The 25098-nt window shown below is 67.7% G+C and carries 23 protein-coding genes and 2 pseudogenes; 17 read left to right on the forward strand and 8 right to left on the reverse strand.

The window, feature by feature from the left end; all coding sequences use genetic code 11:
- Window positions 1-99 precede the first annotated feature (99 nt).
- The 3 genes from OU994_RS12175 to OU994_RS12185 are packed head-to-tail and all read left to right on the forward strand — an operon-like array spanning window position 100 to window position 4572.
- Entirely contained in the window at window positions 100-2025 is a 1926-nt protein-coding gene (locus tag OU994_RS12175; RefSeq protein WP_281610952.1) for a TonB-dependent siderophore receptor, read from the forward strand.
- A gap of 43 nt (window positions 2026-2068) precedes the next feature.
- Window positions 2069-2647, forward strand: coding sequence for a YfiR family protein (locus OU994_RS12180; RefSeq protein WP_281610953.1), 579 nt, complete (start codon window positions 2069-2071; stop codon window positions 2645-2647).
- The gene (locus OU994_RS12185) at window positions 2647-4572 is read left to right on the forward strand and encodes an ATP-binding protein (RefSeq protein WP_281610954.1); all 1926 of its coding nucleotides are present in this window, start codon (window positions 2647-2649) and stop codon (window positions 4570-4572) included. Before OU994_RS12180 ends, OU994_RS12185 begins: the two co-directional genes overlap by 1 nt.
- Window positions 4573-4588: 16 nt before the next feature.
- Here OU994_RS12185 and OU994_RS12190 read toward each other — a convergent pair whose 3' ends face one another.
- Both OU994_RS12190 and OU994_RS12195 read right to left on the reverse strand, forming a co-directional pair.
- Window positions 4589-5383, reverse strand: coding sequence for an FAD-binding oxidoreductase (locus tag OU994_RS12190; protein WP_281610955.1), 795 nt, complete (start codon window positions 5381-5383; stop codon window positions 4589-4591).
- A gap of 4 nt (window positions 5384-5387) precedes the next feature.
- Window positions 5388-5996, reverse strand: a complete 609-nt coding sequence (locus tag OU994_RS12195; RefSeq protein ID WP_281610956.1) for a sulfite oxidase-like oxidoreductase — start codon at window positions 5994-5996, stop codon at window positions 5388-5390.
- Between the two features lie 156 nt (window positions 5997-6152).
- On the opposite strand from OU994_RS12195, the gene OU994_RS12200 reads away from it, so the two are divergent.
- Window positions 6153-6341 (forward strand): hypothetical protein, encoded by a 189-nt coding sequence (locus OU994_RS12200; RefSeq protein ID WP_281610957.1) that lies wholly within the window; start codon window positions 6153-6155, stop codon window positions 6339-6341.
- Window positions 6342-6424: 83 nt separating this feature from the next.
- Here OU994_RS12200 and OU994_RS12205 read toward each other — a convergent pair whose 3' ends face one another.
- Complete coding sequence (locus tag OU994_RS12205; protein ID WP_131146657.1) at window positions 6425-6607, reverse strand: hypothetical protein; 183 nt, start codon at window positions 6605-6607, stop codon at window positions 6425-6427.
- A gap of 191 nt (window positions 6608-6798) precedes the next feature.
- Here OU994_RS12205 and OU994_RS12210 point away from each other — a divergent pair, with 191 nt between their 5' ends.
- A complete protein-coding gene (locus OU994_RS12210) occupies window positions 6799-6948 on the forward strand; it encodes a hypothetical protein (RefSeq protein ID WP_281610958.1) in 150 nt (49 codons plus the stop codon).
- Window positions 6949-7017: 69 nt separating this feature from the next.
- The gene (locus OU994_RS12215) at window positions 7018-7377 is read left to right on the forward strand and encodes a hypothetical protein (protein ID WP_131146656.1); all 360 of its coding nucleotides are present in this window, start codon (window positions 7018-7020) and stop codon (window positions 7375-7377) included.
- 113 nt (window positions 7378-7490) lie between these two features.
- Here OU994_RS12215 and OU994_RS12220 read toward each other — a convergent pair whose 3' ends face one another.
- Together OU994_RS12220 and OU994_RS12225 are read right to left on the reverse strand one after the other, a co-directional pair.
- Window positions 7491-8942, reverse strand: a complete 1452-nt coding sequence (locus OU994_RS12220) for a pitrilysin family protein (protein ID WP_281610959.1) — start codon at window positions 8940-8942, stop codon at window positions 7491-7493.
- Complete coding sequence (locus tag OU994_RS12225) at window positions 8939-10276, reverse strand: pitrilysin family protein (protein WP_281610960.1); 1338 nt, start codon at window positions 10274-10276, stop codon at window positions 8939-8941. Before OU994_RS12225 ends, OU994_RS12220 begins: the two co-directional genes overlap by 4 nt.
- A gap of 93 nt (window positions 10277-10369) precedes the next feature.
- Here OU994_RS12225 and OU994_RS12230 point away from each other — a divergent pair, with 93 nt between their 5' ends.
- Complete coding sequence (locus tag OU994_RS12230) at window positions 10370-10861, forward strand: acyl-CoA thioesterase (protein WP_373922586.1); 492 nt, start codon at window positions 10370-10372, stop codon at window positions 10859-10861.
- Between the two features lie 206 nt (window positions 10862-11067).
- On the opposite strand, the gene OU994_RS12235 is transcribed toward OU994_RS12230, so the two are convergent.
- The 3 genes from OU994_RS12235 to OU994_RS12245 form a co-directional block, all read right to left on the reverse strand.
- Window positions 11068-11301 (reverse strand): hypothetical protein, encoded by a 234-nt coding sequence (locus OU994_RS12235; protein ID WP_281610961.1) that lies wholly within the window; start codon window positions 11299-11301, stop codon window positions 11068-11070.
- Window positions 11302-11346: 45 nt separating this feature from the next.
- Entirely contained in the window at window positions 11347-14223 is a 2877-nt protein-coding gene (locus OU994_RS12240) for an EAL domain-containing protein (protein WP_281610962.1), read from the reverse strand.
- 185 nt (window positions 14224-14408) lie between these two features.
- A complete protein-coding gene (locus OU994_RS12245; RefSeq protein ID WP_131146650.1) occupies window positions 14409-15209 on the reverse strand; it encodes a methyltransferase domain-containing protein in 801 nt (266 codons plus the stop codon).
- Window positions 15210-15383: 174 nt separating this feature from the next.
- On the opposite strand from OU994_RS12245, the gene OU994_RS12250 reads away from it, so the two are divergent.
- The 10 genes and pseudogenes from OU994_RS12250 to OU994_RS12295 form a co-directional block, all read left to right on the forward strand.
- Window positions 15384-15659, forward strand: coding sequence for a hypothetical protein (locus tag OU994_RS12250; RefSeq protein WP_131146649.1), 276 nt, complete (start codon window positions 15384-15386; stop codon window positions 15657-15659).
- A gap of 1 nt (window position 15660) precedes the next feature.
- Window positions 15661-16926 carry a diguanylate cyclase gene (locus OU994_RS12255; protein ID WP_281610963.1) on the forward strand — a complete coding sequence of 422 codons (1266 nt, stop codon included), beginning with the start codon at window positions 15661-15663 and terminating at the stop codon, window positions 16924-16926.
- 38 nt (window positions 16927-16964) lie between these two features.
- Window positions 16965-18419, forward strand: a complete 1455-nt coding sequence (locus OU994_RS12260; protein WP_281610964.1) for a Ppx/GppA phosphatase family protein — start codon at window positions 16965-16967, stop codon at window positions 18417-18419.
- 26 nt (window positions 18420-18445) lie between these two features.
- The gene (locus tag OU994_RS12265) at window positions 18446-18574 is read left to right on the forward strand and encodes a hypothetical protein (protein WP_281610965.1); all 129 of its coding nucleotides are present in this window, start codon (window positions 18446-18448) and stop codon (window positions 18572-18574) included.
- 185 nt (window positions 18575-18759) lie between these two features.
- Window positions 18760-19383 (forward strand): exopolysaccharide biosynthesis protein, encoded by a 624-nt coding sequence (locus tag OU994_RS12270; RefSeq protein ID WP_131146645.1) that lies wholly within the window; start codon window positions 18760-18762, stop codon window positions 19381-19383.
- A gap of 298 nt (window positions 19384-19681) precedes the next feature.
- A complete protein-coding gene (locus tag OU994_RS12275; protein WP_281610966.1) occupies window positions 19682-20428 on the forward strand; it encodes a carbonic anhydrase in 747 nt (248 codons plus the stop codon).
- A 91-nt stretch (window positions 20429-20519) separates the two neighbouring features.
- Entirely contained in the window at window positions 20520-21761 is a 1242-nt protein-coding gene (locus tag OU994_RS12280) for a Gfo/Idh/MocA family protein (protein ID WP_281610967.1), read from the forward strand.
- A gap of 136 nt (window positions 21762-21897) precedes the next feature.
- A complete protein-coding gene (locus tag OU994_RS12285; protein WP_281610968.1) occupies window positions 21898-22719 on the forward strand; it encodes a transporter substrate-binding domain-containing protein in 822 nt (273 codons plus the stop codon).
- Between the two features lie 851 nt (window positions 22720-23570).
- Window positions 23571-24575 (forward strand): annotated as a pseudogene (locus tag OU994_RS12290) (ATP-binding protein); the annotation flags it as partial.
- Between the two features lie 112 nt (window positions 24576-24687).
- Window positions 24688-24981, forward strand: a pseudogene (locus OU994_RS12295) (response regulator); the annotation flags it as partial.
- Window positions 24982-25098: the final 117 nt, after the last annotated feature.

Genomic DNA, 25098 nt, shown 5'->3' on the forward strand with positions numbered 1-25098 from the left:
ATAATTCTTGAAAACAACTCTACCTGCCTGGCGCGGCTTATGAGACCAAACAGATACGGTCCGATGACACGTGGTCCAACCATCCAGCGTCCAGCCAAATTGCGTGGGCCGATCGCGGCCGCCTGCCTGGTCCTGGCGGCCGGATGCGCGGGGGCCGCGTCGCTGCAGGATGACATCGCCGAACTGTCGCTCGAACAGTTGAGCGACATCGTCATCACCTCCGTCTCGCGGCAGGAAGAACGGCTGGGCGACGCCGCGGCGTCGGTCTATATCATTTCCAACAACGAGATCCGCCGCAGCGGCGCGCGCACGCTGCCCGAGGCGCTGCGCCTGGCACCGAACCTGCAGGTGGCGCGGTCCGATGCGCGCAACTACGCGATCACGGCGCGCGGCTTCAACAGCCGCCAGTCGAACAAGCTGCTGGTGCTGGTCGACGGGCGCACGCTGTATACGCCGCTGTTCTCCGGTGTCTCCTGGGATGCCCAGGATGTGCTGCTGGAGGACGTGGAACGGATCGAGGTGATCAGCGGGCCCGGCGCCACGATCTGGGGCGCCAACGCCGTCAATGGCGTGATCAACGTGATCACCCGCTCGGCCAAGGATACCCAGGGCGGCCTGCTGGCCGGTGCCGCCGGCGCGGATGACCGCGATGCCAGTGTCCGCTACGGCGGCACGCTGCGCAACGGCGGGCATTATCGCGTCTATGCGCGCTACGCCGAAGCGGACGACGCGGCGCGCGACACCGGCGAAGCCGCCACCGGCTACCTGCGGCGCCAGGCCGGCTTCCGCGCCGACTGGGACCGCGCACGCGGCGGCCTGATGCTGTCCGGCGATATCTACGAAGCCGACCTCGCGCAGCGCACCGCGGGACCGGTGCTGCTGTCGGGAGCGAACGTCGTGGCGCGGCTGACGCGCCGGCTGGCGGACGATTCGAACGTGCGCCTGCAACTGGTGCTCGATCACACGGAACGCAACCATCCGAACACGATGTACGAACGGCTCGACACGATCGAACTCGATGCGCAGCACAGCGTGCGGCTGGCGGCAGGTTCGTCGATGCCGCACAATGTCACGTGGGGCGCCAGCTACCGCTATTCGCGCGACCGCATCGCCAACGGGCGCGCCCAGGCCTACCTGCCGAACGACCTGTCGATGCACTGGGGCAGCCTGTTCGTGCAGGATGAAGTGGCGCTGCGCGACGACCTGCGGCTGACCGGCGGCGTGAAGGTGGAGCACAACCACTATACGGGGGCGGAAGTGCTGCCCACCGTGCGGCTGGCGTGGGCACCGGACAGCCGCCAGCTGCTGTGGGGCAGCCTGGCGCGCACGGTGCGCGCGCCGTCGCGCGTCGACCGCGATTTCTACCGGCCGGTGACACCGGTGCTGGTGAACGGCGTGCCGCGTTATATCTTCGGCGGCGGCCCCGATTTCCAGTCGGAGACGGCGAAGACGGTGGAACTGGGCTACCGCATCCAGCCATCGCCGCGCTGGTCGTATTCGGCCACGGCGTTCATCGCCAAGTACGACCGGCTGCGCACCTCGGAACCGAACGAGGACGGGCCGGCATACAGCGGCCTGGCGGAGTTTCGCAACATGGCCCATGGGCACACGCGCGGCATCGAAATGTGGATGAGCGGACAGCCGCTCGATGGCTGGCGCCTGAACGGCGGCCTGGTGGTGCAGCGCGTGCACACGGCGCTGTATCCGGGCAGCCGGGATACCGGCGCCAGGGAAGGCGTGGCCACGGCCGACCCGAGCCATTACTGGCAACTGCGCTCGTCGCACGACCTGCCGGCCGACATGCAGCTGGACTGGACATGGCGCCGGGTCGGCGCGCTGCGCCTCCCGGCCGTGCCGTCCTATCATGAACTGGACCTGCAATGGACATGGAAAGCAACGCGCAGGCTCGACGTGGCGTTGATCGGCCAGAACCTGCTGCACAAGTCCCACCCCGAGTTCGGAGCGGCGCCGAACCGCAGCGTGTTCGAGCGTACCGCCGTGCTCAGGCTTACTTACCGTTTCTGACATGACGTCATTTTCCACCGCATCCCAACGGCCGGTTCCGGCATTGCCCTGCTGGCCTGCCTGGCCGGGCTGGTGTTCCGCGCTGCTGGCGCTGGTACTGCTGTGCGTGGCACTGAGCGGCCCGGCCATCGGCCAGCCGGCGGCGCCGGCCGCACCGAACCTGGAACGCAGCGTGAAAGCCGCCTACCTGTTCAAGTTCCTCGGCTACGTGGAATTCCTGGCGCCGAAGGACAGCGGCGAGGAAGGCAGCCCGCTGGCCGTGGGCGTGCTGGGCGCCGACGACGTGGCGGCCGAACTGGCGCGCATCACGGCCGGGCGCACCGTCAACGGCCGCCCGATCGCCGTGCGCACCCTGCGCGAGGGCGAGCCGGTGGCCGGCCTGCGGATGGTGTTCGCCGGCTCGGCCAACGACCTGCCGAAGGTGCTGCGCAGCGCCGCGCAGAACGGCGCGCTCGGCGTGGCCGACGACGAGAACGGGCTGCAGCAGGGCGCCGTGATCAACTTCCGCATCGTCGACGAACGGGTGCGCTTCGAGGTATCGCTGCCGGCCGCCGAACGCAGCAACCTGAAACTCAGTTCGCGCCTGCTGTCGGTGGCCTGGCACGTGCAAAAGGGGAACTAGTGCTGTCCCGCCTGCGTCCCGATACCGTGCGCGCGAAGCTGGTGGCGATGGCCCTGGCCACCACGTTCGCCGCGCTGGTCACCACCTCCGTCAGCATGCTGGTCTACGACCTGACGAGCTTCCAGCAGAACTGGATCGACGATCTCACCACCCAGGCGGAGATCGTGGCCACCGTGTCGGCACCGGCGGTGAGCTTCAACGATCCCGCCGCCGCGCGCCAGAACCTGGCGCTGCTGCGCGTGCGCCCGCAGATCCAGCAGGGCGCCATCTATGGTGTCAACGATGTCGTCTTTGCCGCCTACGCGCAGGCCGGTGCCGACGTGCCGCCGCTGCCGGCGCACCCGGGCCGGGCCGGCCATGCGATCGAGGGCGGCCGCATGGTGGTCTACCATCCGATCGTCGACAACGGCGAGCGGGTCGGCACCGTGTACCTGAGCGCGCGCTACCGCCTGCTGGAACGACTGGCCAGCTACGCGATGATCCTCGGCGTGGTGATGCTGGCCAGCCTGCTGCTGGCCGCCCTGGTGGCCAGCCGGCTGCAGCAGGCGATCACGCGGCCGCTGCGCGCCGTGACCGACGTGGCGCGCGAGGTCATGCAGCGGCGCGACTTCTCGCTGCGCGTGGCCTACGACGACGATCATCACGGCAAGCACGGCGGCGAGATCGGCACGCTGGTCGACGCCTTCAACGACATGCTGGCCGAGATCGGCCGGCGCGCCAATGCGCTGCAGGAAGCCAACCTGACGCTGGAGCGCGAGATGGCCGTGCGGCAGGGCGCCGAACGGGCGCTGTTGCTGGCCGACCGCCGCAAGGACGAGTTCCTGGCCACGCTGGCGCACGAGTTGCGCAACCCGCTGGCGCCCCTGCGCACCGGGCTCGACATCATGCGCCTGAACGGCGGCGACCCGGGCGCCAGCCTGCGCGCGCGGGGCGTGATGGAGCGCCAGCTGAAGCAGATGGTGCGCCTGGTCGACGACCTGCTGGACGTCTCGCGCATCAACACCGGCAAGCTGACGATCCGGCGCGAGAGCCTGGAATTGCACGCGGTGGTGACGAACGCGCTGGAAATCGCCCGCCCGTTCGTCGACGCGCAGGGCCATGAGCTGGCGGTCAGCCTGCCGCCCGAGCCGGTGTACCTGATGGGCGACACGACGCGCCTGGCGCAGGTGCTGTCGAACCTGCTGAACAATGCCGCCCGCTACACGCCGCGCGGCGGCCATGTCACGCTGTCGGCGGACGTGGGCGGCGACGGCCGGCTGCACATCCGCGTGGCCGACGACGGCATCGGCATCGCGCCGGACATGCTGGGCGCGATCTTCGAGATGTTCGTGCAGGCCGACGCGTCGCTGGAGCGCACCAACCAGGGCCTGGGCGTGGGCCTGTCGCTGGCGCGCCGCCTGGTCGAGCTGCACGAGGGCACGCTGGAAGCGGCCAGCGGCGGGCCGGGGCAGGGCAGCACGTTCACCGTCACGCTGCCGGTGCTGGCCGACGTGCCGGCGCCCGTGGCGCGGCCCTCGCTGGGGCACGGCGATGGCCGCCAGTTCCGTATCCTGCTGGTCGACGACAACGAGGATTTCGTCAATGCGATCGGCGGCCTGCTGCGCACGATGGGGCACACGGTGCAGGTCTGCCACGACGGCCCGCAGGCGCTGGCCGCGGCCGAAGGCTTCGCGCCCGACTTCGCCTTCCTCGACATCGGCCTGCCGGGCCTGAACGGCTACGACCTGGCCCGCGCGCTGCGTGCGATGCCCGTGCTGGGGCGCACCGTGATGGTGGCCGTCACCGGCTGGGGGCAGCAGAAGGACCGCGACCTGGCATTCGAGGCGGGCTTCGAGGAGCACCTCGTGAAACCGGTCAGCGTCGAGCAGATCCTCGCCATCCTGGCCGGGCGCCGGGAAGGCGTGGCCGTGGCGGACCGGGGCTAGCACACCCGGCGCCGGGCTAGCCGCCGTAGCGCTCGGTGCGGATCGCGCGCGGCGCGATGCCGGCGGCCACCAGCAGCTGGGCGGCCGTTTCCACGAACCCGTTGGCGCCGCACACGTAGCAGGTTCCGGGAACATCGGCCAGGCGGGCGAGAGCTTCGGCGATCATCGCGCGGTCGATGCGGCGGGTGTGATCCGCCGCCGCGCCGCCGTCGCGGGTCACGGTGGTGAGGTAGCTGAAATTCCCGTACGCGGTGGCGATTCCGCGCAATTCTTCGCGGTACGCCAGGCCGTCCCACGAGCGCGCCGAGTGCAGCAGCAGTGCCGGTACGGGCGCGCCGGCATCCCGCCACGCGCGTGCGATCGATACCAGCGGCACCACGCCGGAACCGCCGGCCACCAGCAGGATGGACCCGGGTTGCTCCGCCGGCCAGACGAAATGGCCGCCGAGCGGGCCGCGCACGCCGATCGAGTCGCCGGCTTGCGCCACCTCGTGGAACCAGGCGGAGACTTCGCCTTCATCGAGCATCTCGATGGCCAGCTCGATGGCATCGGCGCCGGGGGCGGAGGCGATCGAATAGCTGCGGCGCGCCTGGTAGCCGTCGGGCGCCGTCAGCCGCACGTCGACATGCTGGCCGGCCGCGTGGCGCGCCAGCGGCGCCCGCAGGTAATAGCTGCGCATCCGCGCCGTGCGCGGTTCGATGCGGCTGATGACGGCCGTTTGCCAGCCGGCGGAATCGACCCCGCCGGTATTGTTTGCGTTCATGTCGTCGGCGCCCGTGTCGCCGGCGCTCATGTCATCGCCTTCATTCATCACTTCATTCATCGTCCAGGTAGCGCTGCTCGCGCCACGGATCGCCGCGCATGTGGTAGCCGCGCAATTCCCAGAAGCCGGCTTCATCCCGTTCGGTGAATTTCAGGCCCTTGATCCACTTGGCGCTTTTCCAGAAGTACAGGTGCGGCACCAGCAGCCGCGCCGGGCCACCGTGCTCCGCCGCCAGCGGTGCGCCGTTGAAGTGCGTGGCGACCATGGCCCGGCCGTCCAGCAGGTCGGCGACGGGAACGTTGGTGTCGTACTCGTCCCAGGATTGCGCCAGCAGGAACGGGGTGGGCGCCACGATGTCGGCCGCGGCGAGCAGGTCGTCGACCGTCACGCCTTCCCACACGGTGTCGAACTTGCTCCACGTGGTGACGCAGTGGATGTCGCCGCGCCACGTGGTGCGGGGCAGGGCCTGGAATTGCTCCCAGCTCCAGCTGGCCAGGGGGCGCGCACCATGGCGCAGCGTAAAGCGCCAGGCCGCCAGGTCGATCGCCGGCGCGGGGCCGAGCGACAGGACGGGAAAATCACCGGTCTCGTGCTGGCCGGGCGGCAGGCGCCGCGCCGCGGCGGCATCGGGCCGGCGGCCCGTGAATCCTCGTGTACTCATCGATCGGCTCCCATGTGAAGCGACAGTGTAAACCGTCATGAGTGTAGATCGCCGTGCGGCTTGCCGGCATCCGCCATTCTGGATGGAACCATGCGGGCGCCATGAATGAAACGGTAGTGCTAAGCTTTTTAGCAATATTTAATAAGGAGCATCGCCATGAGTGGAGACCTGGAGCGCCTGCCGGAAATGCCTGTACCGCTGTCCGCACACATCACCCCGGACCCCGATAGCCCGCCGCCGGAACAGGACCCGCCCAACCAGCCGCCGCCGGGTGAAAAGCCCCCCACCGAGATCCCCCCGGTGGAAGAACCGAGTGCACCGCCGCCGCCGATCCGCATGGATTGAACGCCGGACGGCCCGGTTCGGCCGGTGGCCGATGGCTTATTACCGCTGGCTTACTGCCAGTGACTCAATGCATTATTACTACATCAACCAGCCTTCGGCGGCTCGGGCGTGCGTTGCGGGATCTGGCGGATCTGCTCGTCGGTTTCCTTCTCGCCCGGCGATTTCTCGCCACTGCCGATATCCGGCTCGTTCATCATGTGGCCGCCTTTTTCGGAATCATCCGCGGATTGCTTGTTTTGCTGGTCGTTCTTCTGCATGGCGCTCATGGCCTTCTCCTGTGAGTGGGAAATGGGAAATTGGTCCCATCCTAGCAAGGCGGCGTTTGCTGCGGCGCCATATTGACGAGACGAACACACCTGTTGCTTGCTTCATACACGCTGTGCTTATTTGTGGTGGCTGTCACAAACGCGTCACTGAACTGTTCCTATAATTGAGTCAGTAAATCGATTAGTAATAAATGATTCATCTGGAGATTGTCATGGGTAACTCTTTACACAACAAAATTTATCTCGGCCGCCGCAGCCGGACGGACCGGATCCGCATGCTGCTGGCTGGCGTGGCCGCGGGATTAGGCGTATTCCTGCTGGCTTTCAAGAGTTTCAAGTAAGCGTTGCTTGCAGGGGCCGTTCGGCCCGCGTACCATGACGGCCGCATCCGCCATCATGGAACAGGTTCAATGAAAGACGAAAAACTCACCACCGACGAATACAACGCGCTGGACGAAGTGCGCCGCGGCATCCAGGGCAGGCCCAGCGCATGCGTGGCCCGCAACACGAAGCGCCTGTCCGGCCTGAAGATGTTGTCGTTCGCCCGCAATGGCCACTTGTCGCTGACCGACAAGGGCAAGGAAAAACTGTTCCTGCGCCGTTGCATCCTCGGCCTGCGCGCGCTGGCGGACGACGCTTCCGCCAAGGTCGACGACGAAGTGCTGGCCTTCCTCGGCAAGAAATCCCACATCACGCCGGCCGATAACGGCTTCGCCGTGACCGACAAGGGCCGCGAAACCCTGGCCGATATCGAGGCGCAGGGCCTGTAGGCCTGCTTGCGGTCGCCGGCGCAACGCTTGCGGTATCGCAGCAGCCGTGTGCCGGATAACCCTGATCGGCTCAACGGGCGCCGCGCCGCGCAAGTTGGCGCATCGTCGGCCCGTTACCGGGCCGCGGCCGGCTTGAACCCGTCGGCGCTGATCTCCAGTTCCGTCACGTCGCCGTACTTGGCGGCCACCTTGCGGATGTCGTCGGCCTTGCCGACCAGGACCATCTGCAGGTTGGTGCGCGGGAAGTGCTTGTCCACCAGCTGCTTGGCCTTCGCCGGCGTCAGGCCATCCACGTCGCGCATGAAGTTGTCGATCTGGGCACGGTCGACGTCCAGCGCGTACATGTCGCCCAGCAGGCTGGCCAGCTGCTCGCCCGTTTCAAAGCGCGGCGGGAACTGGCCTTTCACATAAGCCTTGGCCGAATCGAGCGTGGCCTTGTCGATGCCGCCTTCCTTGCCTTGCGCCCACAGGCGCTGGTAGGTCTTCAGCGCCAGGTCCAGCGCTGCCTCGGTCTTGGCCGACGCGGTAAAGCTCGACATGGTGAAGATGCCAGATTGCGCCAGCGGTGCGAACGCGCTGTTGGCGCCGTAGGTGAGGCCGGAGTTCACGCGCAGCTCGTCGTTCAGCCAGGACGTGAAGCGGCCACCCAGCACCGTGTTCAGCACCTGCAGCGGCACGTAGTCGGGATCGTTGCGGGCGATGCCGGGGCCGCCGATGACGAAGGTGGTCTCGATGGCGTCGGGCTTGTCGACGAGCCAGACGCGCGGCTTGTCCGCCAGCGGCTTGCCATAGTCGGCACGCTGCGGCGCCGCACCGTCGGCGCGCCACTGGCCGAACAGCGTTTCGATCTGCGCGCGCATGGCGGCCGGGTCGAAATCACCCACCACGATCACGGCCGCGTTGTCCGGCCTGAAGTAGCGGCCGTGGAAGCCCCGCACATCGTCGCGCTTCAGCGCGGACAGGCTGTTCACCGTGCCGCCGGCCGGGCTGGCATAGGGCGCATCGCCGTACAGCATGCTGCGGTAATACGTGCCGGCCACCTGGCGCGGGCTTTCCTTGGCCTGTTTCAGGCCGCTGACCTTGCGGTTCTTCAGCTTGTCCAGTTCGGCCGCCTCGAAGCTGGGCTGCTGCACGATCTCCGCGAACAGCGGCAGCAGCGCCGCGGCGTCGGCCTTGGCGAAGTTGGCCTGCACGGTGGTCTGCTCGGTGGCGCTGCCGCCGGACAGCAGGGCGCCGCGGAAGTCGAACGCTTCGTCGATGGCGGCCTTGTCGTGCTTCGTGCTGCCCAGCAGGATCGCGTCGCCGGTCAGGTTGGCCAGGCCGGCCTGCGCGCCATCGTTGACGGCGCCGGCCTTGACGACGGCGCGCACCGAGATCAGCGGCACTTCGCGCCGCTCCATCAGCATCACGGTCAGGCCATTCGGCAGCTTCGTCGTCTCGAAACGGGGCAGCTTGAATGTGGCTGACTGCGCGGCTGACTGCGCCGCGGTGGCGGGCTGCGGGGCCGCCGCGGCCAGGCCGGAGACGCCGAGCAGGGCGGTGGTGAACACCAGTTTCTTCATCATTCCTCCTTCGCGGCCAGCATGCCGATGGTGCGCTGCGATTTCTTCAGGTAGCGGGTGGCCACGGCCTGGATGTCGGCCGGCGTCAGCTTTTCATATTCGGCGGGCGCGTCGAACAGCTTGCGCCAGTCGCCGAAGAAGGTTTCGTAGTTGCCCAGCTGCTGGGCCTTGCCGTTGATGGTCTCCTGCGCGCGGTACAGGTTGACGAGCTTCTTGTTCTTCACGGCCTGCAGTTCCTGCGCGCTGATGCCGTGCTTGACCACGTTGTCGATCTCGTCGAGCAGCGCCTTTTCCACCTTCGCGCCCTCGACGCCGCTGGCGGCCACCGCGAACACGTACAGCAGGCCCGGGTCGAAGCCGTCGGTGGCATCGGCGCCGACCGAGGTGGCCAGCTGCTTTTCCACCAGCGCCTTGTAGAGGCGCGAAGTCTTGCCTTCGGTGAGCACGCTTTGCAGCACGCTCAGCGCGTAGTAATCCGGGCTGTCCGCGCGCGGCGCCTTCCAGGCCACCATCAGGTTGGCCGACGTGGCCGACGGCTTGGCGACGAACAGGCGCCGCTCGCCTTTCTGCTCCGGTTCCACGGTCTTCACGGCGGGCGGCATGGCGCGCTTGGGGATCGCGCCGAAGTAGCGGGTGGCCAGCGCCTTCACCTGGTCGGCCTTCACGTCGCCGACGATCACCGCCACCGCGTTGTTGGGCGCGTAGTAGGTGCGGAAGTAGTCGACGAGATCCTGCTGCGTCCAGGCCTTGATGTCCGACTCGAAGCCGATCACCGGCCAGGAGTACGGGTGGGCGCTGAAGGCCACGCTGTTCAGGTCTTCCATCAGCATGCGGATGTTCGAGTTTTCCAGCCCGGTGCTGCGCTCGGACAGCACCACGCCGCGCTCGCTCTCGACCATCTTCGGGTCGATCGTCAGGTGCGCGATGCGGTCGCTTTCCAGCTTGAAGATGGTTTCCAGCGAGGTGGCCGGAAACCAGTCCTGGTACACGGTCACGTCGCTGCTGGTGTAGGCGTTGTTGCTGCCGCCACTGGCTTCCATCGTGCGGTCGAACATCTTCGGGCCGTAGTGCTTCGAACCGTTGAACATCATGTGTTCGAAGAAGTGCGACAGGCCGGTGGTGCCGGGCGCCTCGTTGCGCGAGCCCACCTTCCAGAAGGTGTACATGTTCGCGTTGGGGATCGTGCTGCTTTCCAGGACGATGAACTTCATGCCGTTCGCCAGCGTGAAGGTCCTCACCTGGTCGGCCGTGAACGCGGCGTGGGCCGGGCCGGCCAGTACTGAAGCGGCCGCCGTGACGGCGATGGCGGCGGCGAATTTCACGAGCTTGCCATGCATATGGTCGGCCCCTTCATTGTCGAAAATTGATGATGCGCAAGCATACGACATTGCCGTTAGAATGTGTAGGACCCTCATTCACTGGAAATCACGATGGAAAGCGCAATGCACTGGTCGGCACACGAGCTGACGATGACAGTCCTGATGACACCCGACATGGCCAACTTCTCGGGCAATGTGCACGGTGGCACGATCCTGAAGTTCCTCGACAGCGTGGCCTACGCGTGCGCCAGCCGCTACTCGGGCAGCTATGTCGTGACGCTGTCGGTGGACCAGGTCATGTTCCTGCAGCCGATCCACGTGGGCGAGCTGGTGACGTTCCTGGCCTCGGTGAACTACACGGGCCGCACGTCGATGGAAGTGGGCATACGCGTGGTGACGGAAAACATCCAGCAGCGGCTGGTGCGGCACGCCAACAGCTGCTACTTCACGATGGTCGCGGTGGACAAGGACAGGAAACCCGTGGCCGTGCCGCCGCTGATGCCGGAAACGCCCGAGCAGGGCGCGCGCTACGAGCAGGCCGAAGCGCGCAAGGCCGCGCGGCTGGCGCTGCACGGGGCGAAGAACAGGGCAAAAGGGCAGTAGCGCAGGAGCAGGCGACCACGTAGGCGCCGTTTTTGAATATTCCCACCCCAAGTGCAAATTCCGGGGTCAGACCCGGCGGGTCTGACCCCAGCCTTTCGCCGTTGGGGTGAATGCATGCGCTCTCAATGTGAACTGATGTTCCAAAAAAATGGTGACTGTCACCGATTATTAAAAAATGGTGACTGTCACCGATTATTCTTGAACAGTCAGCGCTGCCGGCCGTACGAAGGCGGTTTGACGGCGCGGCGCCGTTTCGGGTAGACCAGGGCCCGCACCGCCACTTCGAGCGGCACGCGCATCGAGGCGAGGAACTGGGCGGATTTGCGGATGCCCACTTCGGGCAGCGCCGTCACGGCCTGGTCGACCAGGTCGCGCATCTTGTGGTTGGTGCGCGCATGTTGCGGCTTCAGCAGAAATTCTTTCTTGGCTCGAGCATTCATTATTGTCATCCCCGTTCTGACGCGTTTTTCCGTACCGGCCGGCGATCATGCGGACAGGGGCAATGGCTCGGGCTCCTGCTCCGGCGCGCACGCGTGGCCGCTCCTGATCATCCGCTCGAATTCCTCGGCCGGCACCGGCCGGCTGAAATGATAGCCTTGCATTTCATCGCAGCCATGGGCGCGCAGGAAGTCGAGCTGAGCCGTTGATTCTACCCCTTCGGCGATGACCCGCAACTTGAGGTTGCGGGCCAGCGCGATGATCGACACGACGATCGCCGCCTCGTCGGCATCGCTGGCGATGTCGGCCACGAACGAGCGGTCGATCTTCAGCACGTCGATCGGGAAGGTGCGCAGGTACGAGAAGCTCGAGTAGCCGGTGCCGAAGTCGTCGATCGACAGCGCCACGCCCAGCGCCTTCAGCGCGTGCAGCAGGTCGACGGCCTGCGCCACGTCGTCCACGAACAGGCTTTCCGTCAGCTCCAGGTCCAGGCAGGCCGGCGGCAGGCCGGTGCCGTCCAGCACCGCGGCGATCGATGCCACCAGGTCCGGCTGCGCGAACTGGCGTGCCGACAGGTTGACGGCCACGCGCAGCGGCGCCAGCCCGTCCGCTTCGCGCATGGTGTTCCAGGCCCTGGCCTGCGCGCACGCGGTACGCAGCACCCAGGCGCCGATCGGCACGATCAGCCCGGTCTCCTCGGCCAGCCCGCTCCACCCCTCCGGCGGCACCCCGCCCAGCCCCCGGTGCCGCCAGCGCAGCAGTGCTTCCATGCCGACGATGTGCCCGCTGGCCAGGTCGACCTGCGGCTGGTAGTGCAATACGAGCTCGCCGCGCTCCAGCGCGTTGCGCAGCGCGCCCTCGATGCGCAGCCGCTCGCGGGTTTCCTCGTTCATCGCGCCATGGTAGAACTGCCAGCGGTTGCGGCCCAGCTTCTTGGCCGCATACATGGCGATGTCGGCATGCTCGATCAGGTGCTCGGCCGGCGTGCCGTCCGCCGCGTAGGCGGCCACGCCGATACTGCAGGTGACGCAGAATTCCTTGCCTTCCAGCGTCATCGGCTGGGCCAGGGCGGCCATGATGCGGTCGATCACGTCCGGCGCCAGCGCCTCGTCCGCGTGCTCGGACAGGATCGCCACGAACTCGTCGCCGGACAGCCGTGCCACGGTGTCCGTTTCCCGCACCGAGGCGCGCAGGCGCCCGGCGATGGTGCGCAGCAGCTGGTCGCCGGCCTTGTGGCCCAGCGTGTCGTTGACGAACTTGAAGCGGTCCAGGTCGATCAGCAGCACCCACATGCGGCGCCCGCCGCGGTTGGCGTAGGCGATGGCTTGCGCCAGCCGGTCCTGCAGCAGGATACGGTTCGGCAGGCCGGTCAGCGCGTCGTGGTGGGCGATGTGCCGGATGCGCTGTTCGGTGAGCTTGCGTTCCGTGATGTCGCTGCCGGTGCCGCGGTAGCCGCGGAAATCGCCCTGCGCGTCGTAGACCGGTTCGCCGGTGGACTGGAACCAGCGTGTCAGGCCATCCTCGCCGGTGATCTCGTGTTCCAGGCCGGCGAACGGCAACCGGGCCTGCAGCAGCGCGTGGTGCTCGCGCCCCGTCTTCGATTCGAGGAAGTCGGGCCGGATCTGCCAGCGCGTGCGGCCGATGTAATCCTTGCGCTGCACGTGCGCCTTCTCGAAGAAGCCGTCCGTGATGTGGGTGAAGCAGAAATTGGCGTCCTGCTCCCAGTACCAGTCGGAAGACAGGGCAAGCAGGCGGCGGAAGCGGTGCTCGCTTTCCTGCAGCGCGCGCTCGGTGCGCTTGCGCGCGGCCACGTCGTCGTTCAGCCGCGCGTTGCTGCGCTGCAGGTCGGCGGTGCGCTCGTCGACCAGCCATTGCACGCGCCGCGAGCGCTGCTCCAGCGTGTGCACCAGGGCGGCCGCCAGCAGCGAGAACAGCAGGCCGCCCACCAGCGCGATCAGGGAGCCAGCGTGATCGGCCAGGAACGGGCGGGGCAGGGCATCCACGCGCACCTGCCAGCTCTGGCCCAGCAGGTCGAAGCGTTTCGCCACGTGCTGCGGGTGGTGGAACGCCAGCCAGGGCGGCGCCTCGAACCAGCGCCGGTCGTCGGCATCGGCTTCGGCGCCGGTCGTGTACACCAGGTCCGCGTCGTCGCCGGCGTACACCCGCAGCAGCAAGTTCGGGTCGTCCAGCAGGCCGCCATCCTGCAGGATCGTGTGGACCAGGTGCGGGGCGCGCACCAGGGCGGCCGTGTCGCCGATCCAGGCGGCGCGGCGCTGTTGCGGCGTGTCGGCCGGCATGCCGGGCCGGTACAGCGGCACCAGCAGCACGAAGCTGTCGCGCCGCGCCGGCTGCAGCACGCTGACGAGCGGGGTCGCGGCGGGCTTGCCGGTGTGTAGCATGCGCTCGGCCGTCGGCGGCGTGGCGGACAGTGGCCACACGTCCAGCCCGAGGCTGCCGTGGTGCGCCGAGAGGGGGGCGAACATTTCCGTGACGAGGTAGCGCTCGCGCACGGGCGCGGGGACCACCCGGCCGGCACGCAAGTCGGTGACCGTGAAGCCGGGGCGGCCGGGCGCCATGCGCGCCTCGAAGGCCAGCCGCTCCTCGTGCGTCATCCAGTGCTGGTGGCTCAGCGACATGATGAAAGGGTGGCGTTGCAGCAGAGGCTTGGCAAAGTCGCCGAACTGCTGCTGCGTCACGTCGGGCATGGTGCGGAACAGCTGGTTGGCCACCGTGAGCGCTTCCACGGCGTCGTCCAGGCCGCGCCGGATCGCCGCCACGCGCAGGCTGGCGCGCTGCTGGAAGCTTTCCGTCAGCTTGCCGTATTCGAGCGCGGCGACGGCCAGGAACAGGGCGCCGGTCACGCACAGGCCGGCCGCGAGCGTGACTGCCGCCGCCAGCGATACCGGGGTAAACCTGCGTGCCATGGAACTCCTGTCGTTTCAACTCAACCGTCGGGCAAAACGAGCCCGGCTGTCAGTGTGTCACAAAACCCGGCAGTTGCCGACAGGAATGTAGTGAATAGGAACTATGTGTTGTCGCTTTGCACCACTGACTGCGCCAGTTCGTTGCACCGGTTCCATGCATCTCTTCCATGCATCTCTTCCATGCATCAGCGGGAGCCACGGCGGCGCAGGCGCGCGACCACCCAGTGCGCCAGCAGCCGGTTCAGCGGCGCCAGCCCGGGCCACAGCGCGCCGCACAGCGCGACCCGTTGCACCAGCCGGTGCGCGCGGCTGGCGGGGCGGGGCCGCGCCGCTGCGGCCGGCCTGAGCGCGAACAGGATGTGATTGTTGCCGGCAATGCCGCGGAACTGGCAGACGTTGTCGCTGAAGGCCTGGCGCAGCCGGTGCTCCATCGCGCCGTAATGCGGGTCGTAGCTGAACATGTTGGCCACCAGCAGCCCGTCGGGTTTCAGCGCGCGGCGGCAATCGGCGTAGAAGCGCGCACTGCCCAGGGCGGGCGGCAGGCCGGCGGCATCGAAGCCATCGACCAGCAGCACGTCCGCGCTGCCGGCCAGCAGGGGCATGTGGCGCGCCGCGTCGGCGTGGATCACGCGGAAGCGTGCGCTGTCCGGCGGCACGGCGAAATGCTCGCGCAGGGCGATCACGTCGGCCGACAGTTCCAGCACCGTGATGCGGGCCGCGGGCAGGTAGCGGTGGCAGAACTTGGCCAGCGAGCCGCCGCCCAGGCCCACCATCACGATGTGCGCCGGGCGCGGCTTGAACAGCACGAAGCACATCATGGCCCGCGCATAGGCCAGCACCAGGCGGTCCGGATCGGCCAGGTCCATCTGGCTCTGCACTTCGCCCGGCACGAATTCCAGCGTCAGGCGGCCCTTGCGGCGGCTGAGGACAGGCGCGGCGGGCGCCACGGGCGCCCGGCCGGAGGCGGGATCGAAGGACTGGCTCATGGAAATGGCATCCGGACCTGCTGGCATGGTTGGTGTCGGGAACGCTTTCTGCTAAGCTCTCGGGCTCGCCGAAAGTGTAACCCTGGCGGCCGGGTTTGCATCACAATACGCGAAAACGTTTTATCGGTACACCAGCGGGCCGCGGCGGCCCACGGCTCTCGATGGAGAATTCTGATGTTCCTGGATCACCCGACCATTACCGCGACCAACAGCTTCACGGAGCCCGACCGCATCGAGCGCCTGAACCGCGTCTACGGCTATGCGGCCGCGCTGGCCGATGCGGCCGGCCGGCAAAACTTCATCGAGAAATGCAGCCAGCTGCATGACCACAAGGGCACGCTGATCGTGTTCTGGCACGAGGCGCCCAGCGAGGAAGAGAAGCGGTTCTTCGCGCTGGCCTGGGCATCCAAAGTGGGCGACGGTACCGACAACGTCGAGCACGAGATCTGACGTGGACGTCAGGACCCTCGTTCTCACTCTCGCACTCGGCAACCTGGCGCTGTGCGCAGCGCTGTTCTTCCACGATACCGACAACCGCCAGCGCGGCGGGCTGGCCAGCTTCGCGCTGGCGCGGCAATTCCAGTCGGTGGCCTGGCTGCTCCTGTATTTCCGTGGCGTGATTCCCGAACCCCTGGCCGGCCCGATCGCCAACCTGCTGCTGTTTACCGGCGTGGCCTTCGATGCCGGCGCGCTGTGGGAGCGCGCCGGCTACCCGGGCTGGCGGCGCGCCGTGCTGCCGGCGCTGGGCGTGGCCGCGGCGGCCTGGCTGGCCTGCTACGTGGGCGGGGTGGATGCCGGCGTGCGGGTGGCGGCCGGGTCGGCCATCGTCGGCGCGTTCTACCTTGCCGGCGCGGCGGCCCTGGTGTCCGGCTGGCGCCAGGCCTCGATGCTGCGGCGCTTCATGGCGGTGGCCCTGGCCGTGCTGGGGCTGGCGATCGCCGGCCGCGGCCTGCTGGCCATGGCGATGGCGCTGTCCCTGGTGCGGGGCTGGGCCGGTGTCGAGGCGGTGCACCTGCAGGGCGTGGGCTACGTGGCCTTCTACCTGGCGATGCTGATCGGCGGCGTCGGCTACCTGTTGCTGGCGCGCGAGACGCTGCAAGGCGAGCTGGCGCGCCTGGAAGTGGTGGATGCGCTGACGGACGTGCCGAACCGGCGCGGCTTCTACGGCGCGCTGGCGCCCTGGCTGGCGCTGGCCCGTCGCCCCGGCACGCCGACCGCGCTGCTGATCCTGAACCTGGACGGCTTCAAGCGCGTCAACGACCACTACGGCCATGCCGTGGGCGACAAGGTGCTGAAGGCCATGGTCGAGGCATGCCGGCGCCAGTTGCGCGACAGCGACATGATGGGCCGGCTGGGCGGCGCCGAGTTCGCGGTCCAGCTGCCGCGCACCACGCTGGCCGACGCCGTCCTCGTGGCCGAGCGCATCCGCGCCTCGATCGAGGCGAATCCTGTCAAGGCCGAGCGGGCCGTGATCTCGCTGACCGCCAGCCTGGGCGTGACGACGATGCGCGCCGACGATTCCACCGTCAGCCTGTTCAAGCGCGCCGACGAGGCGCTGCAGGCGGCCAAGCTGCGCGGCCGCAACCGCGTGGTGGCGGCGCCGCCGCCGGGGAAGCCGAGGGTACCGGCACCTGACGCCGCCCGGTTGCGGGGGGGCGGGAAGGGGGCACGGCACGCGATCCTGTCATCAGGCTGTCATGCGAGCGGTCTAATGTGATAGGATTTTCTATATAAACAATATAAATGGATTCCCCGATGTATGCAGCGGTCGATCTCGGATCGAACAGTTTCCGCCTGTCGATAGGCAAACACGATGGCGACACGATCCGCGTGCTGAAGAGCATGCGCGAACCGATCCGGCTGGCCGCCGGGCTCGATGCCGCCGGCAACCTCACCGAAGCGGCCCAGCAGCGCGCCATCGCCTGCCTGCAGAACTTCGCCATCACCCTGTCGGCCTACCAGCTCGACGCGGTGCGCGTAGTGGCCACCTCGACCATGCGCCAGGCGCAGAACATCGCCACCTTCCTGCCGCAGTGCGAGGCCGCGATCGGCTTTCCGATCGAGATCATTTCCGGCGAGGAAGAAGGCCGGCTGATCTACATGGGCGTGGCCAGCGCGCTGGCCCAGCCGAGCGAGCGGCGCCTGGTGGTCGACATCGGCGGCGGCTCGACCGAGCTGATCCTCGGGCGCGGCTTCGACATCGAGCGGGTCGAGTCGTTCAGCGTGGGCAGCGTGAAGCAGAGCCTGGCGTTCTTCGTCAACGGCTATGTCGACGCGCCGTCGTACGAGGCGGCGATCCTGTCGGCGCGCAGCCATTTCGAGGATGGCGCGCCGCCGTACATGCCGCAGTACTGGAAGCGCGCCTACGGTTCGTCCGGCACGATCCGGTCGATCGCCGAGGTGATCGAGAAGAACGGCCTGGGCAAGGGCATCACGCCGGACAGCCTGGATGCGCTGAAGAAGCGCTTCATCGCGCTGGGCCATGTCAACCGCATCGACCTGCCGGGCCTGCGCCCGGACCGGGCATCGACGGTGGTCGGCGGCCTGGCCATCCTGATCGGCGTGATGCACGAACTCGATATCGAGGAACTGACCCCCATCGAAGCGGGCCTGCGGATGGGCGTGATGTGGGACCTGACCATGCGCGAGATGCGGCGCGACCGCCGCGACCAGTCGGTGCGCGACTTCGCCCGCAAGTTCCATGTCGACGAGGCCCGCGCGGCCCGCGTGGCGGACGATGCGCAGGCGCTGCTGGACCAGCTCAAGCCATCCGGCGAGGCCACCGGCCGGCTGCTCTACTGGAGCGCCCTGCTGCATGAAACGGGGCAGGCCGTGTCGCAGACCGGCCACCACAAGCATGCCGCCTACCTGATCGAGAACGCCGACCTGCCGGGCTTCACCACCCGCGAGCAGCGCACCATGAGCCGGCTGGTGCTGGCGCAGAAGGGCAACCTGCGCAAGGTCGAGGAATTCCTGGCCGACGGCGACTTCGCCCGTGCCGTGGTGGCGCTGCGGCTGGCGATCGTCTTCATGCATGCCCGCATCGCCGTGGCCGACGCGCAGCCGAAGCTGCGGATGAAGAACCGCATCGAACTGGAATTGCCGCGTGCGCTCGTCAGCGGGCATCCGACGCTGTCGTTCTGGATCGAGAAGGAGCAGGAACACTGGGACGAGGTGGGCGTGGACCTGGGGCTGCGGACGGGAACCTGAAGACGGCACAGGCCACCCTGATCGCCGTGACCGGCTATGGCCAGGAACAGGATCGGCTGGCGGCGCTGCGCGCCGGTTTCGACCAGCACTTCGCCAAGCCGATCGACAGCGCGAGGCTGGCGGCGGTGCTGGCGGAGTCGGCGACGGCCCCGTGACGGGCATGCGCAGAAGGTGCGTGCGGTGCACGCACTTTTAACTGCTTGACAATTTTTCGCTATACTATGGCGCCGCCCGCCGCGGCGGGCGCACGGTAATACGCGCGCATTGACGCTCATTCGCTAAAATCAGCGTACATCGGCGCATATCAGCGCATAACAGCAAACAAGCACGAAAGAATCCTATGCACGGTGAAAGCATTTCACAACGAATCCGCACGCTGGTCCGCTCGCTGCCGCGTACCGGCATCACGCTGAGCGAACTGGTCCACCGAGTCGGCAACGACGGCCTGCTGCTGCTGACCGCCCTGCTCACGCTGGTGTTCCTGATTCCCGTCTCGATTCCCGGGGTCAGCACGGTATTCGGCGGCGCGATCCTGCTGATCGGCCTGTCGCGCCTGTTCGGCCGCGACCTGTGGCTGCCCGCGCGCATGAAGGACAAGGTCATCGGCACCAAGAAACTGCGCCCGGTACTGCGCAAGGCGCTGCCGTGGCTGCAGAAGATCGAACGCGTCAGCCGCCCGAACCGGATCGGCTGGCTGGTGGCCGAGGGCACCGCGGACCGCATGAACAACGCCTCGATGATCCTGGGCGCCGTGCTGTTGATGATGCCGTTCGGGATGATCCCGTTCAGCAATACCTTGCCGGCCGTCGCACTGCTGTTCTTCGCCATCGGCCTGCTGCAGCGCGACGGCGTGTGCGTGCTGCTGGGCTACCTGGCCAACCTGGCCACGATTGCCTATTTCGGCGTGCTCATCACCGGCGGCGGCCTGGCGGCGCGCGAAGCGTTCGATCGTCTGAGCGCCTGAAAGCCTGATCGACCGTCTCCGTCGCGGGCGCCTGCCCGCCACGGAGACGCCTGGCCTTTGCGCCCGCCGCGGCCCTGCCTCCCGGGAGGGGTGCGCCGCGCGCCGGCCGGGGATACTGCCCGGGCGGCTGCAACGGAAGCCACCTCCCGCCAGGGCGGGCAGGGCGCCTTAAGGATTTCCTCATCTTGCCTTAACTAAATATTAGCGGTCTCTTCGCTAACGTTGCCGCTGCGCGAACTGCGTGGCCACTGGGTCCGCGCGTTCGCTGCACCATGCACCTTCAACGAACGGGATCATCATGAAAAAGACACTGGTAATGCTGGCGGCCGCACTGGCTGCCATGGGCGGCGCGCACGCGGCGGACAAGGCCGCGGCGCACTGGGAATACACGGGCAAGGCCGGTACCGCCCATTGGGGCGAACTGGAGCAGGATTTCTCCGCCTGCAAGCTGGGCAAGGCACAGTCGCCGATCGACATCCGCCATGAAAAGGCCGGTGCGCCGGCACCGATCGGTTTCAACTACGCCGCCAGCGCGGCCGATATCGTCAACACCGGCCACACCGTGCAGGTCAACCTGGCGCAGGGCGGCGCGGTTCACCTGGCCAGCGGCGACTACCAGCTGGTGCAGGTCCACTTCCACACCCCGAGCGAGGAAAAGATCCACGGCAAGCGCTATCCGCTGGTGGCCCACATGGTGCACCGGAATGCTGCCGGCGAACTGGCGGTGGTGGCCGTGCTGTTCAGGCAGGGCAAGGAAAATGCCGCGCTCAAGCCGGTGTTCGCGGAGCTGCCCGCGCATGCGGGGGACAGGCACCCCATCGACGGCGCGTTCGATGCGGCCGCGCTGTTGCCGGCGCAGCATGCCTACTATGCCTACATGGGATCGCTGACGACGCCGCCGTGCAGCGAAGGGGTGCACTGGCAGGTGCTGAAGCAGCCGGTGGAAGTATCGAAGGCGCAGCTGGCGGCGTTCCGGAAGCTGTACCGGATGAATGCGCGCCCCGTGCAGCCGCTGAATGGCCGCACCGTCGAACTGACCGGCTGAGCACGGCCGTCTTTGCTGGACGGCAAGCGAGCGCTGCCGTCCAGGACAGCGTGCGAGGATGCCTCCCTTCATCCAGAAAGGAGGTCATTGCATGAACCGAGAGCAGCCGCCGCGCCGCGATTTCCTGCGCTACGTGGGCACCCTGGCCGCCCTGTCCACGCCCGCGCTGCAGGCCGGCGCCAGCGAGAAGGACAAGGTGGAATTTCCGCCCATCTATGACAAGTCCGAGAAGCCGGAGAAGACCGAGCCGCCGGCCGATCCCTGGAACGAGCGGGTCGGCATCGCCCTCGTCGGGCTGGGGCGCATCACCGTCAACGAAATGCTGCCCGCGCTGGCGCAGTGCAAGCACGCCAGGCCCGTGGCGCTCGTTACCGGCGACCGCGCCAAGGGCCTGAAGATCGCCCACCAGTACAACATTCCCGAGAGCGCCGTGCTCGACTACAAGGACTACGACCGGCTGGCGCAGATGCCGGACGTGCAGGGTGTCTACATCGGCCTGCCCAACAACATGCACCTGGAGTACACCGTGCGCGCCGCCCGCGCCGGCAAGCACGTGCTGTGCGAAAAGCCGATGGCCAACAGCGTGGCCGAGTGCCGCCAGATGATCGATGCCTGCCGCAAGGCCGGGCGCAAGCTGATGATCGCCTACCGCAGCCAGTACGAACCGATGGACCGCGCGCTGGTGGCGATGGTGCGCGAGAAGAAGCTGGGCGCGCTGAAGGAATTCGTCTCGGTCAATTCGCAGAACATGGGCGATCCGCAGCACTGGCGCCTGAAGCGCGCGCTGGCCGGCGGCGGCGCCTTGCCGGACATCGGCCTGTACTGCATCAATGCCGCACGCTTCCTCAGCGGCGAGGAGCCCAGCGAGGTGATCGGCAACGTCTGGTCGACGCCGGGCGATGCGCGCTTTCGCGAAGTGGAGGAATCGTGCCAGTTCATCCTGCGCTTCCCCAGCGGCTTCATCGCCAGCTGCTCGACCAGCTACGCGGCGCACAAGTCGCAGCACTTCCGCCTGAACGGCGCCCAGGGATGGGCCGAGATGAACCCGGCGTATGCCTACCGCGGCCTGCAGCTGAAAGTGTCGCGCGTGGTGGACGGCAAGGAGCAGGCCACCGACGTCCGGATCGAGGAAAAGAACCAGTTCGCGCTGGAGATGGACCACTTCGCCCGCTGCATCCAGCAGGACAGGGAAGTGCACACGCCGGGCGAGGAAGGCTTGCAGGACCAGCGCATCGTCGAGGCGATCTACCAGTCGGCACGCACGGGCAAGGCCGTGAAGCTGTCTCCGCCAGGGCGCACGCGGGGACCGGAGCCGCAGACAGAGGGCAGCTGACAGAGGGGCGCTGAAAGACGGTGGCTGACGCGGGCGGCGGCAACCGCCAGCGTACGACTGGAAATATTGTCAAAGAGAATGTACCCCTGCCTTGTAGTTTTGCTTACACTATAGGCTTGTGAGCATGGAGGCGGGGATGGCGGTCGGGAGCGCGTGGCGCAGGAAGCTGTTGGTGAATGTGCTGGGCATCGGCGCCGGGCTGGCCGCCGTGTCCGCGCATGCCCTGCAGGCCGGCGCGCCGCCGGCCATCACGCTGTGCTACGAACGGGCCAACGTGCAGCCGTGGCGCACCGAGGATGGCCGCGGCCTGAACTTCGAGCTGCTCAAGCTGGTCGGCCAGCGAGAAGGGATCCGCTTCGATTTCCAGAGCATGCCGTGGAAGCGCTGCCTGGCCCAGCTGAAGGCCAACGCGGTCGATGGCGCGTTCGCCGTCAGCTTCAAGACCGACCGCCGCGAGATCGGCGAATACCCGGGCGGTGCCACGCCGGACGTGGCCAAGCGCATGCACATCGACCGCTACATCCTGATCCGCCGCAAGGGCAGCAGCGTGGCATGGGATGGCAAGGCGCTGCACAACGTGGATGGCGCCATCGGCGCCCAGCTGGGCTATTCCGTGACCGACCTGCTGCGCAGCCTGAACGTCACCGTCGACGAAGGCAGCCAGCGTTCCGATGAGCTGGTGCGCAAGCTGCTGGCCGGGCGGCTGGCCGCGGCGGCCGTGGGCGGCAGCGATGCGCACACGCTGTTGACCGGACCGTATGGTCCGCAGATCGAAGCGCTGCCGCTGCCGCTGGTCGAGAAACCGTATTTCCTGCTGCTGTCGCACCGGCTGGTCGAGCGCCAGCCGCAGCTGGCACGGCGCATCTGGGATGCCGTGGAAGCCGTGCGCAACGGCGAGCAATACCGCAAGCTCGAGAAATCCGCAGTGCCGGCGGCCGGCAAGGGCAAGCAGCCTTGATACCACCCCTGTCGAGCGCCTTGCGCAAGCTGCGCGACACCTGGCGGCGCGACATCGTGCTGCGCCTGGCCGTGTCGATCTTCCTGGCGGTGGCGCTGTCCACCGCCGCCTACACCACCTATGCCGTGCGCACGCTGCATGCCGAGGCCGAGCTGCAGTTGCAGGAGCGTTCCGAGCGGCTCGTGACGGTGCTGTCGCAGGCACTGGCGCGGCCGCTGTTCGACATCAACGGCGCGGCCATCACCAGCGTGGTCGATGCCATGCGCGCCACCCCGGAAGTCCTGACGCTGCGCGTGCTGGCGCCGAACGGCGCGGAGCTGGCCAGCTTCGGCACCGGCAAGTTCGATGCCGCCAGCGCGATCACCGTGCACCGCGACATCAGCTTCCAGGACGGCGCCCGCAACTACATGGTGGGAGCGATCGACCTGACGTATTCGCGGCGCGAAACCGACCAGGCCCTGCAGCGGCAACTGCTGAACGCGCTGATGGTCAACCTGCTGCTGGCGCTGACGATCGTCGGCTCCGTGTTCGTGGTGGCGCGCAAGACCGTGCGGCCGTTCGGCGATATCCAGAAGTCGCTGGAAAAGCTCGCCCAGGGCAAGACCGACATCCAGCTTTCCGGCATCGGCCGCGCCGACCAGGTGGGCCGCCTGTCGATCGCCGTGCGCAGCTTCCGCGACACGCTGACCCGGCTGCGCTACGCCGAGAGCGAACTGCGCGAGCTCAATGGCGACCTGGAACAGAAGATCGATACACGCACCCAGGAACTGAAGCGCACCATCGCCGCCGCCCGCGACAGCGAACGGAAATTGCGCGCAATCGTCGACACGGCGCTCGACGCCGTCGTCAACATGGACCGCAACGGCCGCGTGGTGGGCTGGAACCGCCAGGCCGAAGTCATTTTCGGCTACGCGCGCGACGAAGCGCTGGGCCAGCAGCTCGATACGCTGATCATTCCGCCGCGCTACCGGGGCGAACACCGCAAGGGCATGGCGCGCTACCTGGACGGTGAAAGCCCCGGCGTGGTGCTGGACCGGCGCATCGAAGTCGAGGCGCTGCGCGCGGACGGCAGCGAATTTCCCATCGAGCTGTCGATCACGCGCATCGACCTCGATGCAGACCAGTTCGAATTCTGCGGCTTCCTGCGCGACATCTCCGAGCGCAGGGAACGCGAACAGAAGCTGGTGGCCGCCAACGTGCGGGCGGAAGCGGCCAATATCGCCAAGTCGGAATTCCTGGCCAACATGAGCCACGAGATCCGCACGCCGATGAGCGCCATCATCGGCATGGCCTACCTGGCCCTGCGCACCGACCTGAACACCAAGCAGCACGATTACGTGAGCAAGATCCACCGCGCCGCGCTGGCGCTGCTGGGCATCATCAACGATATCCTCGACTTTTCCAAGATCGAGGCGGGCCGCCTGGAGGTGGAGCAGATCCCGTTCTTCCTGGATGAAGTGCTGGCCAACGTGGCCAGCGTGACGAGCCAGCGGGCGGCGGAAAAGCAGCTGGAATACCTGTTCAACGTGCCGCCGGCGATCCCGCGCCACCTGGTGGGCGACCCGCTGCGGCTGGGGCAGGTGCTGATCAACCTCGTCAACAACGCCGTCAAGTTCACGCCGCAGGGCGAGCTGGAACTGTCCTGCACACAGCTGCCGGCGCGCGCGCCGGGGCCGGACCACAACCGGGTGACGCTGCGTTTTTCCGTGCGCGACACGGGCATCGGCATGCCGGAAGAGCAGATGGGCAAGCTGTTCCGCGCCTTCAACCAGGCCGACGGTTCCACCTCGCGCCAGTTCGGCGGCACCGGGCTCGGGCTGTCGATCTCGCAGCAGCTGGTGCGCCTGATGGGCGGCACGATCCGCGTGGCCAGCGAGCAGGGGCGCGGCTCGGTATTCTCGTTCGAGCTGGAATTCGGCCTGTCCGGCCAGCCGGAGCGCGCGCCCGTGGTGCCGGCCGCGCTGAACAATGCGCGCGTGCTGCTGGTGGACGACAGCCCGGTGGCGCTCGAGGTGCTGGGCGAGGCGGCGCGCGCTGCCGCTGCGCGTGCAGACGGCGTCCTCCGGCGCGGAGGCGCTGGCCGGCGTGCTGGCGGCCGATGCGGCCGCCGATCCGTACGCGCTGGTGCTGACCGACTGGCAGATGCCCGGCATGGATGGCATCGAGCTGGCGCGCCGGGTGGGCGCCGCGCCACTGCAGCAGCGGCCGGGCATGGTGCTGCTGACGGCGTTCGGCCGCGAGGAAGTGCAGCGCGAGGCGGAAGACGCGGGCTTCATCGGCTACCTGTTCAAGCCGATCGGGCAATCGGTCCTGGTCGATACGCTGGTGTCGCTGTTCGCGCCGCCGCGCCGGCGCGGCCTGCCGATCGATGCCGGCCGG

This window comes from Pseudoduganella sp. SL102 (genome assembly GCF_027856995.1).
GTDB classification, from domain to species: domain Bacteria; phylum Pseudomonadota; class Gammaproteobacteria; order Burkholderiales; family Burkholderiaceae_D; genus Rugamonas; species Rugamonas albidiflava.

Coding starts and splice junctions, on each gene's coding strand:
- OU994_RS12190 (WP_281610955.1), bottom strand. CDS start 5,383: ATGAATGAAGGCGATGACATGAGCGCCGGCGACACGGGCGCCGACGAC.
- OU994_RS12195 (WP_281610956.1), bottom strand. CDS start 5,996: ATGAGTACACGAGGATTCACGGGCCGCCGGCCCGATGCCGCCGCGGCG.
- OU994_RS12200 (WP_281610957.1), top strand. CDS start 6,153: ATGAGTGGAGACCTGGAGCGCCTGCCGGAAATGCCTGTACCGCTGTCC.
- OU994_RS12205 (WP_131146657.1), bottom strand. CDS start 6,607: ATGAGCGCCATGCAGAAGAACGACCAGCAAAACAAGCAATCCGCGGAT.
- OU994_RS12210 (WP_281610958.1), top strand. CDS start 6,799: ATGATTCATCTGGAGATTGTCATGGGTAACTCTTTACACAACAAAATT.
- OU994_RS12215 (WP_131146656.1), top strand. CDS start 7,018: ATGAAAGACGAAAAACTCACCACCGACGAATACAACGCGCTGGACGAA.
- OU994_RS12220 (WP_281610959.1), bottom strand. CDS start 8,942: ATGATGAAGAAACTGGTGTTCACCACCGCCCTGCTCGGCGTCTCCGGC.
- OU994_RS12225 (WP_281610960.1), bottom strand. CDS start 10,276: ATGCATGGCAAGCTCGTGAAATTCGCCGCCGCCATCGCCGTCACGGCG.
- OU994_RS12230 (WP_373922586.1), top strand. CDS start 10,370: ATGGAAAGCGCAATGCACTGGTCGGCACACGAGCTGACGATGACAGTC.
- OU994_RS12235 (WP_281610961.1), bottom strand. CDS start 11,301: ATGAATGCTCGAGCCAAGAAAGAATTTCTGCTGAAGCCGCAACATGCG.
- OU994_RS12240 (WP_281610962.1), bottom strand. CDS start 14,223: ATGGCACGCAGGTTTACCCCGGTATCGCTGGCGGCGGCAGTCACGCTC.
- OU994_RS12245 (WP_131146650.1), bottom strand. CDS start 15,209: ATGAGCCAGTCCTTCGATCCCGCCTCCGGCCGGGCGCCCGTGGCGCCC.
- OU994_RS12250 (WP_131146649.1), top strand. CDS start 15,384: ATGTTCCTGGATCACCCGACCATTACCGCGACCAACAGCTTCACGGAG.
- OU994_RS12260 (WP_281610964.1), top strand. CDS start 16,965: ATGTATGCAGCGGTCGATCTCGGATCGAACAGTTTCCGCCTGTCGATA.
- OU994_RS12270 (WP_131146645.1), top strand. CDS start 18,760: ATGCACGGTGAAAGCATTTCACAACGAATCCGCACGCTGGTCCGCTCG.
- OU994_RS12275 (WP_281610966.1), top strand. CDS start 19,682: ATGAAAAAGACACTGGTAATGCTGGCGGCCGCACTGGCTGCCATGGGC.
- OU994_RS12280 (WP_281610967.1), top strand. CDS start 20,520: ATGAACCGAGAGCAGCCGCCGCGCCGCGATTTCCTGCGCTACGTGGGC.
- OU994_RS12285 (WP_281610968.1), top strand. CDS start 21,898: ATGGCGGTCGGGAGCGCGTGGCGCAGGAAGCTGTTGGTGAATGTGCTG.